This is a genomic window from Arcicella aurantiaca (assembly GCF_003148625.1).
Taxonomy (GTDB): domain Bacteria; phylum Bacteroidota; class Bacteroidia; order Cytophagales; family Spirosomataceae; genus Arcicella; species Arcicella aurantiaca.
On the sequence record NZ_QGGO01000039.1, the window covers coordinates 42054 to 52295 of the forward strand.

Here is a 10242-nt window from a genome sequence, read left to right on the forward strand (position 1 = left end):
TTATTGGTTATTGGTTATTGGTTATTGGTTATTGGTTATAAAAAAGTGCTTTTTGTAATTATAGGTTCCTTCAATATCGTTTTTTTACAAAAAATATTAACCAATAACTAATTACACTGTTTAATAAGTTATTTCAACTTTCCGAAAGTAGAAATAACTTTCGGAAAGTCCCCTAATCAAACATTTTAGGATAAAAATTATTCATATAACTTATTGAACAGTGTACCAATCCACCAATAACCAATCCACCAGTAACCAATCAACCAGTAACCAATCCACCAGTAACTAATCCACCAATAACCAATCCACCAATAACTAATCCACCAGTAACTAATCCACCAGTAACCAATCACTAAAAAGCAATTCTTAAATTTCCACCCATTGCGTAGCCATCGTAAGTTGGGACTAAGCTGATATTTTTGTTTTTACCTTTTCCGCCAATTTTCTCTTTCAACCAAGGATAAACCGCATAGGCAATTTTTCCAGAAACAATACCAATTCCTGCTCCAACTAATACATCAGAAGCCCAATGGCGATTATTTAAGACTCTGAAAACTCCCGTAGCAGTTGCTAAAGTATAACCTCCCACTGCATACCAAACACTCTCATTAGCGTATTCTTCTGCCAAAATGGTCGCTCCGAAAAAAGCATTAGCCGTATGTCCCGAAGGAAATGAATTATTGGCAGAACCATCTGGACGCCACTGTTTTGTTGTTTCTTTCAAAATGATAACTGTCCCTAAAGTTATTACGCCACCAACCAGCATTAAACCTAATTTATCATTAAAACCATGTTTGCTTTTTACGCCAATCCAGTCTAAGCCAAACACAGCGGCATGAGGTCCAAATTGTATCAAATCGTCTAAATTATTATGAAAACTCATAAAATTTTCATTTCTAAATTTGAGTTGTTTGGTCTTAAAATCGGCATTATCAATGGTCAATCCTCCGCCAATCAAGACTAAAGGTAAAATGTAATTTTTAAAAGGAGCTTTTCTAAAAGTTGAATCGTGGTTATGGTCTTGGGCAAAATTGGAAGTGAGTGTACATAAACTTAGAACAGTGGCAAGGATTATTTTTTTCATTTTTTGGGATTTAATTCGTGACTACGGAAATGATACATTTCTAAATGTCTAAACTCTTTTCGACATATTCGGAAGGAGCTTTTCCGTATTCTTTTTTAAAGATTCTTGTAAAATATGAAGGGTCATTGAATCCAACTTTATAAGCAACTTCCGAAACGCTATAATTCTCACTTTCAAGCAATTGAATGGCTTTTTTCAAGCGTACATTTTTAATAAATTCATTACCAGAAAGGTTCGTTAAACTTTTCAGTTTTCGGTATAACTGCATATTACTCATTTTTAGTTCTTCTTCTAAAAACTGAATATCAAGGGCTGGATTACTAATATTCTCTTCTATAATACGAATAGCACGTTCTAAGAAGTGTTCGTCAGATGAATTTAAGGTAATTTCTTTAGGTTTTAATTTGGGCGATTTACCAAATAACTGTCTCAAATTCTTTCGATTTTCAAGAATATTTTTGACCCTAACTTCCAATAAATTAGCATTAAATGGTTTGGTGATATAATCGTCCGCTCCAGTTTCCAAACCTACTTGTTTACTTTCGTTGCTACTTTTTGAAGTCAGAATTATCACAGGAATATGACTTGTTTTGGCATTAGTTTTTACATTCTCACAAAGTTCAACGCCTGTCATCATTGGCATCATCCAATCTGAAATTATTATATCAGGCAGATGTTGTTGAGCCAATTCAAAAGCATCTTTTCCGTTATCTGCTTCTAATATTTGATAATTTTCTACAAATATTTCTTTGATATACGCCCGCAAATCTTCATTATCTTCAGCAATTAAAATGATAGCCGCATCTGCTAAAGAAGTCGGTTTGCCTTGTTTTTTGGCATTTTGAGCAATATTTTTCAATAATAATTCTTGCTCTTTTTGCAAAACTACATTATCCCGAATCCACTTAACATCAAAGGCATTTCGGGCTATTGGCAAGTGTACCGAAAAGACAGTGCCATGCCCAACTCGACTACTTACTAAAATTTCTCCTTTGTGTAATTCTACCAATTCTTTACAAAGAGCCAACCCTACGCCAGTACCTACCACTTGCGGTTGTGTTTTATCATGTACTTGATAAAAACGATTGAAGATATTTCTCAGATTTTTTTGAGCAATACCTATGCCTGTGTCGCTCACCTTTACAATAACCTTCTCATTATCAGCAGGATTAACTATCACTTCCACCGAAACTTCTCCTCCATCTTTTGAAAACTTAAAGGCATTTGATAGCAAATTGGTGATTATTTTTTCGATAATATCGCCATCAAAATACGCCATTATTTGTTCCGACGATGATGTAAATTTGAGCGAAATATTGCGGTGCGATGCTAAGTCTTGGAAAGAATAGGTTATTTTTTCTATAAACTCTACCATATCACTTTGCGTGATTTCTGGAGAAAGTCTGCCTGCTTCTAATTTCGATAAATCCAATAATTGATTTATTAATTTTTGTAATTGCTTGGCATTTCTATAAATTGACTCTGTACGTTTGCGTTGAGCTTCTGGCAAATCAGAACTTTCAGCTAAATATCTTTCTAAAGGACTGATTATCAACGTCAATGGAGTTCTAAACTCGTGCGAAATATTGGTAAAGAAATTTGTTTTTAGTCGGTCTAATTCTTGAATTTGGTCTTTTTCTCTTTCCTGCAATTTTATATCTGACCTAAAACGCTCACGTACTTGAATAACCCGTCTGAGTGCGTAAATACTTCCCACAATAACTAAGGCATAAATACACCACGCCCACCAAGTTTTGTACCAAGGCGGCAAAATAATAATCTTAATAAATGCCATTTGGTTATTCCAAACACCATCATTATTGCTGGCTCTTACCCAAAAAGTGTATTCGCCGGGGTTTAAGTTGGTATAACTCGCAATACGCTGTGTACCAACGTAGTTCCAGTCATGGTCAAAACCTTCAAGAACATAAGCATATTGATTATTTTTAAGTTGTTGAAAATCTAAAGCGGTATATTCAATAGAAAATACATTTTGGTCGGAAGTGAATGAAATTTCGTCCGTTTCCAAAATATCTTTATGCAATGGAGAGTCCTTTTGACCAACCGATACAGGTTTATTAAAAAGTCTCAATCCTGAAATATACACAGGCGGCACATCATTACTTTCGGTCAAACTATCAGGGTGAAAAATATTCATACCGCCTGTTCCACCAAAAAACACCTCTCCTTTTTTATTTTTGGAATAAGCATTAATGACAAATTCAGAACCTTGCAAACCGTTTGCTTGCGTATAATTTTTGAAAGAATTACTCTGAATAATAAAATTAGAAAGTCCTTTATTGGTGGAAAGCCACAAATTATGATGTGCATCTTCAACAATTCCTTTTACGGTATTATTGGGTAAGCCATCTTGAATCGTCCAAGTTTTGAAGGTGTTGGTTGGTGACTGATATAAAGCAAAACCTCCGCCGTTGGTGGCTACCCAAATTCGTTTTTGAGAATCTTCTAAAATTTGAAAAACATGATTTCCTTTAATACTTCCATCTAAACCAGATTCTTGGAAATGTTCAATTTTATGCGTTTGGAGATTGTAAATAAATATTCCGCTGTTGTATGTTCCAATCCATAAATTACCTCGGCTATCTTCTAAAATACAGTTGATATGGCGTTCGGATAAAATTCCTTCTTTGTTCAAATCTGCCACAGGAGCAAACTTCCCTGTTTGTTTATTGAAAGTCAGGACGCCAATGTCTTGTGTGCCAACCCAAAACTGATTCGCATTTTTTGACTCGTGAATACAGGTTAATTTTGGTCGAGAACCATCTGCAATATATGGATAATTTACTATGGCATTACTTGTTTTTTTAAGCATTTTTAGCCCAATTCCCCACGTCAAAATAGATAAGTCACCTTGTCTATCTTTGTATAAAAAATTTACGTCATTATTATTACTAAAAGTAGAAGTGGAAGGGTCGTTTATATAGTGCTTGAAGGAATTTGACCGACGGTCTAAAAGCGAAAAACCATTGTTAGTACCAATCCAAACTCGGTCATCATCTTCTGCAACAATAGCATTTACTTTATCTCGAAGCAAACTCTGAGAAGTATTCGTTTTGTGGCGATATAACGTAAATTTTGCTTGTTTGTGATAATGTACATTGAGTCCAGCCTCCCAAGTTCCAATCCAAATATTATTATCACGGTCAACAAAAACGGTTTGAATTGCCAAAGAATTGAGTCCCATGTCAGAATCAGGGTCTGACACCAAATGTATTGGAGAGGCTAAGTTTCCATTTTTCAATAAAATCACACCACTTTCTGTTCCAAACCAAAGCGTACCTTGTTGGTCATAAGCCATTGACATGATGAGATTATCTAAATCTATTTTTTGTGGATTATAGAAGATTTGTGAAATTTTGCGAGTTCTCAAATCCATTTTATAGATACCATTTCCACGAGTACCTATCATAATGTTGCCTTGAGGGTCTTCAAAAAAGCACGTAATTTGGTTTTTCTTAGGCGTTAAATTATTTTCAATTGTAAACGTTTTTACGGTATTATCGGCTGAAAATTGCAATATTTGACCATAATGCCCCCCCATCAAAACATTCCCATATCGGTCTTGAATTATATGTGAAATATCGTTGGTTGTGATAGGCTCAGCTTCATTTTTACGCCATTGCACGGTATTTTTTTTATTATCAAAAACCAACAAACCGTATCGGTAAGTTGATACCCAAACTTTATCGTCTTTGGTAACAATAATGTCTGAAACACTAATATTGGAAACGTCTTGATTGATGTCCGTTTTCAGAACATGAAAAAACTTTCCTGTTTGTCGGTCTAATTTATTAATTCCACCGTCGGCAGTTCCAATCCATAAATTACCGTGAATATCTTCATTGATAGTTGAAATATTACTGCTACTGATAGAATTGGGGTCGTCGAAAATATGGCGATAAATCGTAAAATTATAGCCATCGTATTTATTTAGCCCGTCGGAAGTAGCGAACCAAATAAATCCTTTTTTATCCTGAAAAATTTTGTGAATGGTATTCTGAGAAAGCCCTTGCTGATTGCCAATGCGTTCAAAGCGTAGCTGAGCTATTGAAAGAAATGAACAACAGCTTAGGAAATAAACAAAGAGTATGATTGCTCGCAATTGCATATATAGAAATCTTCGATATGCAATTTAAGAAAATTTAGTTGGAGATAAAAGTGGTAATCAGGCAATAGGGATTGGAGATTAGGCATTAGGTTTCTGAATATAGATATTTTTCACCTTCAAATCAGTAATTCACATAAAGATTCTTAATTATTTAATTCACTGAAAAATAGAGCAAAAAGCCTAATAATTGTTCGTAGGTACGTAATTCTTCTGGCGTTGCTCCAATTTTGGTTAAAGTATTGCGATGTTTATCTGCCAAATCCAAAAACTTATCGTCATTGATTAATTTACCACAAATAACTCCTTTATAACTTCTATGTACTTGATTATAAACGTATTTACAAGATTTAGACGGTGTTTTATTAAAGATTTCATTCAATGTTGAAAGATTGTCTGAAGCATTTAAAAAAGGGAATCCGTCGGTCATTAAAAAATCCTTTATAATATCGCAAACATCCTCCACATCAGGTTCTGTCATGATTTTATAGCGAAAATATTTAGCATCGTTATATTTCCCAATGGATACGACAATCGTGTTTGAGTCGCCCCAAAAGTCTCTTGTATTTCCCAAAAACTGTTGGGCAATTTGTTCTATTTGGTGATTTCTACATCCAAAATTCACTTCCAACCAAACTTCATCTTCATAAGCTGTTGCCGTAAAAATGACGTTTTGAAAGCCTGTTGGTGTAACTTTACGAAATTGTTTTTTATCAGCCATCAAAACAAAGTCATGTTTTTCAAAAAACAGGCGTAATTTCTCGTAAAGAGCAGTCTCGAATGGTTTTACAAGCATGACATTTTTGTTTATCGTTGTGTGTATTTTGTAATGAAACTAAGATAATTATTTTTTGTTAAAAAACGGAATCCTTATACGTGAGATTATACATTTTATTGAAAAATCAATAAAATAATTTTTGATTTTTTAAGATAAACACCCAATTTTCAACAACTGCAATTATGTTATAGAGTACGACATAAGGTATCAGAATATATTTTGGAATAATGTTGTTTAGATTTGACAATTTTCAAAAAAAATTGTCAAATCTAATTCCAATACATCATATCGTTGTCTATAAAAACAACAACAAATGAGCGTTAGTTGCAATTTGATAATCAATTTACTAAAACCTATTTTCTCAAAACAGACCTTTATAATTCAAATGCAAAAAATATTAATCATTTCTGATACACATAATTATCTCGACGAACGTTTGATGCCTCATGTAGAATGGTGCGACCAAATTTGGCACGCTGGCGATTGGGGAAATGAATCTATTTCTGACACCCTCGAAGCGATAAAACCTATTGATGGCGTTTATGGAAATATCGACGGAGCAACTTTACGCCAGATGTATCCGAAAATCAACCATTTTATGTGTGAAGATTTAGTAATTGGCATGACTCACATTGCGGGAGCTCCTTCAAAATACAAACCTGACGCTTTGGAGTGTTTTGCTATTCAAAAGCCAGATATTTTCGTTTGTGGACATTCTCATATTCTACAGGTAAAACGAGATATGAATCGTGGAGGAATGTTATTTATCAATCCCGGTGCAGCAGGTTTGCACGGTTTTCATACGGTACAAACTGCTATTCGTTTAAAAATTGACGGCAAACGTATTTTTGACGTTGAAATTATCGAAATGTCAAAACGGAATAAATTGTGATTGGTTATTGGTGGATTGGTTATTGGTTGATTGGGAATTGGTTATTGGGAATTGGAAATTGGTTATTGGTGGATGGTTATTAGTCAATTTTTTCCTTCTGAACTATGATTTTTTAAGATTGGAGGATTTTAGGATTCGATTTTATAAGAAATATCGTCTAATCACCAATCCACCAATAACCAATAACCAGTAACCAATTCACCAATCCACCAATAACCAATCCACCAATAACCAATCCACCAGTAACCAATCCACCAGTAACCAATTCACCAGTAACCAATTCACCATTATGACATTCGTCAGTTTTTCAACTGATACATCCTCCCTTCTACGCTGACTCTCCTCATGTGACTTCCTGACTGTTTCCATCAATTTTGTAGAAACAAATTACTAATCAGCCGATGCAAATTATCTATTTTATGATTGGCGTGAGTTTGCTGATGGCTTTAGGCTTTTTAGCAGCTTTTTTTTGGGCAATGACCAAAGGACAAAATGATGACCTTCATACGCCTGCCATGCGAATGCTCTTAGAAGATGAAACGTCAGTAAAAACTGTACCCAAAACTAATTAACCATACATTGTCACAATGAAACGCCCATCTAAAAACTTTGACATCCAAAGAAATAATTAGGCGTTCCGACTATGCGTCGCAATCATGATGACATTGAAAATAACTAAACATTTATAATCAGATGAAAGAACAAATACAACCCATTACCACACACGAGCCTAAAAAGTGTAAGTGCAGTAAAGATTGCAATCGCTGCAAAGCAATGAAATTAATTGATTTTGAGAAGTTTAACTAAAATCTATCACGATGTCAGCCATTAATACAAACGTAGAACATTTTGAATACGACAATAAAATCGTCCGAAATTTCGCCCTTGCCTCCATCATTTTTGCCATAGTTGGGTTATTGGTAGGTTTATTGATTGCCACCCAACTTTTTTTGCCCTCTGCCAATATTACGCAGTATTTTACATTCGGTCGTATTCGGGCATTACACACCAATGCAGTTATTTTTGCCTTCGTGGGTAACGCTATTTTTGCTGGAATTTATTATTCACTTCAACGCCTTTGTAAAGCTCGTTTATACAGCGATTTATTATCAAAAATCCACTTTTGGGGTTGGCAATTAATCATTTTATCGGCAGCAATTACCTTGCCTTTAGGGTTAAGCACTTCTAAAGAATATGCAGAATTAGAATGGCCAATTGATATTGCCATTGCTCTTATTTGGGTGGTATTTGGTATCAATATGTTTGGTACAATTTTCAAACGTCGTGAGCGTCATTTGTATGTAGCCATTTGGTTTTATATCGCTACATTCATTACCGTTGCGATGTTACACATTGTGAACTCTTTGGCAATTCCTGTTTCTTTCACTAAAAGTTATTCATTGTATGCAGGTGTGCAAGATGCTTTGGTGCAATGGTGGTACGGACACAATGCGGTGGCATTTTTCTTAACAACTCCGTTCTTAGGATTGATGTACTATTATTTGCCTAAAATGGCTAATCGTCCTGTTTATTCTTACAAATTATCAATCTTACACTTCTGGTCATTGATTTTCTTGTATATCTGGGCGGGGCCTCACCACTTACTTTATACAAGTTTGCCAGACTGGGCTCAGTCATTAGGTACGGTGTTTTCAATTATGTTGATTGCTCCGTCTTGGGGAGGTATGATTAACGGTTTGCTTACGCTTCGTGGTGCTTGGGATAAAGTTCGTGAAGACCCAAGATTAAAAATGATGGTTGTTGGGGTTACCGCTTATGGTATGGCAACTTTTGAAGGGCCAATGTTATCATTGAAAAACATCAACGCTATTGCTCACTATACCGACTGGATTCCTGCACACGTACACGTAGGTGCGTTAGGTTGGAATGGTTTTCTTTCATTTGCAGTAATGTATTATATGATTCCGAAAATGTACGGAAATGAGATGTTCTCTAAAAAACTGATGAATGCTCACTTCTGGTTAGGCACATTAGGAATTTTATTCTGGGCAGTCCCCATGTATATTTCAGGATTTACACAAGGTATGATGTGGAAAGAATTTACTGCCGAAGGAAACTTGAAATATGGTAGTTTCTTGGAAACAACCTTACAAGTTATCCCAATGTATTATTTGAGAGCTTTGGGTGGATTATTCTATTTATCAGGTGCTTTGATTGGGGCGTATAACATTTTCAAAACGATGTTAGTCGGTAAATTAATCGCTAATGAAGCCGCACAAGCTCCTGCTCTTGAAAAAGTATTTATTGCCGAAGGAAGTGATTCTCACTGGCACAAATGGGTTGAACGTAAACCTTTACAAATGTTATTTTGGTCATTTGTAGTAGTTGCCATTGGTGGTATGATTGAGATTATTCCAACTTTCATGGTTCAGTCAAACGTTCCAACGATTGCTTCGGTACAACCTTATACACCGTTAGAATTACAAGGTAGAGATTTATATATCCGTGAAGGTTGTGTGTCGTGTCATAGTCAAATGATTCGTCCATTCCGTTCAGAAACAGAACGTTACGGTGAATATTCAAAAGCAGGTGAATTTGTGTATGACCACCCATTCTTGTGGGGCTCAAAAAGAACTGGGCCAGATTTACACCGTGAAGGCGGTAAATATCCAGATTCTTGGCACTACCACCACATGAGAGACCCAACGTCGATGTCACCGGGTTCAATCATGCCTCCTTATGAGTGGTTATTAGAGCAAAAATTGAATGTTTCTAATACGCAAGATAAATTGAGAGCTATGAAAAAATTAGGCGTTCCTTATGATGATTACGCAATCAAAAACGCAAATGTCGATTTAGCAGAACAAGCAAAAGCAATTTCTGATAATTTGGCAAAAGAAAACATCAAAGTAGCTCCCGACAAAGAAATTGTTGCTTTGATTGCGTATTTACAACGTTTAGGAACGGATATTAAGAAAAGTAATTGACAATGGATAATTGATAATTAATAGTTGACAATGGACAATTACCCATTATCAACTGTCAATTATCAACTATTAATTATCAACTATTAATTGAGGGGTGATACAATTAGACTGTGTATTTAATTATACAATTTGGTACTTGAACAAAACAGGGAGATTTAGATGTTGAATAGTTTGTAATCAACTCAAACTATCTAAATTCCCTGTTATGGAAACTAATATCGGTATTTTACTTTCATTAGTTGAAGGAGTATGTGAAAAAATTTCCTTTTCAAAGAAATGTGGTCAGCCCTATGTGTACTCGAGAGCCTCCTTTATTGTATTTTTTATCATTATGTTTCTCAAAAAGATTCATCATTTTAAGGCAATGTACAAATTTGCTCAACGATATTATCAATATTTTGGCTGGTCAAAATG

At 35.0% G+C, this 10242-nt stretch carries 8 protein-coding genes; 4 read left to right on the forward strand and 4 right to left on the reverse strand.

The annotated features are described in order from the left end of the window. Positions 1-352: 352 nt before the first annotated feature. From LV89_RS22775 to LV89_RS22785, 3 genes are all read right to left on the reverse strand, one after another. On the reverse strand, positions 353-1084 hold the full coding sequence (locus tag LV89_RS22775) for a phosphatase PAP2 family protein (protein WP_109745235.1): 732 nt from the start codon (positions 1082-1084) through the stop codon (positions 353-355). Between the two features lie 40 nt (positions 1085-1124). Then, positions 1125-5213 (reverse strand): hybrid sensor histidine kinase/response regulator transcription factor, encoded by a 4089-nt coding sequence (locus tag LV89_RS22780; protein WP_109745236.1) that lies wholly within the window; start codon positions 5211-5213, stop codon positions 1125-1127. 151 nt (positions 5214-5364) lie between these two features. Next, entirely contained in the window at positions 5365-6006 is a 642-nt protein-coding gene (locus tag LV89_RS22785) for a hypothetical protein (RefSeq protein ID WP_109745237.1), read from the reverse strand. A gap of 367 nt (positions 6007-6373) precedes the next feature. On the opposite strand from LV89_RS22785, the gene LV89_RS22790 reads away from it, so the two are divergent. Continuing rightward, positions 6374-6880 carry a metallophosphoesterase family protein gene (locus LV89_RS22790; protein WP_109745238.1) on the forward strand — a complete coding sequence of 169 codons (507 nt, stop codon included), beginning with the start codon at positions 6374-6376 and terminating at the stop codon, positions 6878-6880. A 157-nt stretch (positions 6881-7037) separates the two neighbouring features. Here LV89_RS22790 and LV89_RS25875 read toward each other — a convergent pair whose 3' ends face one another. After that, positions 7038-7160 carry a hypothetical protein gene (locus LV89_RS25875; protein WP_262509879.1) on the reverse strand — a complete coding sequence of 41 codons (123 nt, stop codon included), beginning with the start codon at positions 7158-7160 and terminating at the stop codon, positions 7038-7040. Positions 7161-7281: 121 nt separating this feature from the next. On the opposite strand from LV89_RS25875, the gene ccoS reads away from it, so the two are divergent. From ccoS to LV89_RS25645, 3 genes are all read left to right on the forward strand, one after another. Beyond that, positions 7282-7452: a cbb3-type cytochrome oxidase assembly protein CcoS gene (gene ccoS, locus LV89_RS22795; RefSeq protein ID WP_109745239.1), complete on the forward strand. Its 171-nt coding sequence runs from the start codon at positions 7282-7284 to the stop codon at positions 7450-7452. Positions 7453-7698: 246 nt separating this feature from the next. Beyond that, on the forward strand, positions 7699-9828 hold the full coding sequence (ccoN, locus tag LV89_RS22800; RefSeq protein WP_109745240.1) for a cytochrome-c oxidase, cbb3-type subunit I: 2130 nt from the start codon (positions 7699-7701) through the stop codon (positions 9826-9828). 205 nt (positions 9829-10033) lie between these two features. After that, a partial coding sequence (locus LV89_RS25645; RefSeq protein WP_211321258.1) for a hypothetical protein occupies positions 10034-10242 on the forward strand: 209 nt, incomplete at its 3' end.

Coding starts and splice junctions, on each gene's coding strand:
- LV89_RS22790 (WP_109745238.1), top strand. CDS start 6,374: ATGCAAAAAATATTAATCATTTCTGATACACATAATTATCTCGACGAA.
- ccoS (WP_109745239.1), top strand. CDS start 7,282: ATGCAAATTATCTATTTTATGATTGGCGTGAGTTTGCTGATGGCTTTA.
- ccoN (WP_109745240.1), top strand. CDS start 7,699: ATGTCAGCCATTAATACAAACGTAGAACATTTTGAATACGACAATAAA.
- LV89_RS22780 (WP_109745236.1), bottom strand. CDS start 5,213: ATGCAATTGCGAGCAATCATACTCTTTGTTTATTTCCTAAGCTGTTGT.
- LV89_RS22785 (WP_109745237.1), bottom strand. CDS start 6,006: ATGCTTGTAAAACCATTCGAGACTGCTCTTTACGAGAAATTACGCCTG.
- LV89_RS22775 (WP_109745235.1), bottom strand. CDS start 1,084: ATGAAAAAAATAATCCTTGCCACTGTTCTAAGTTTATGTACACTCACT.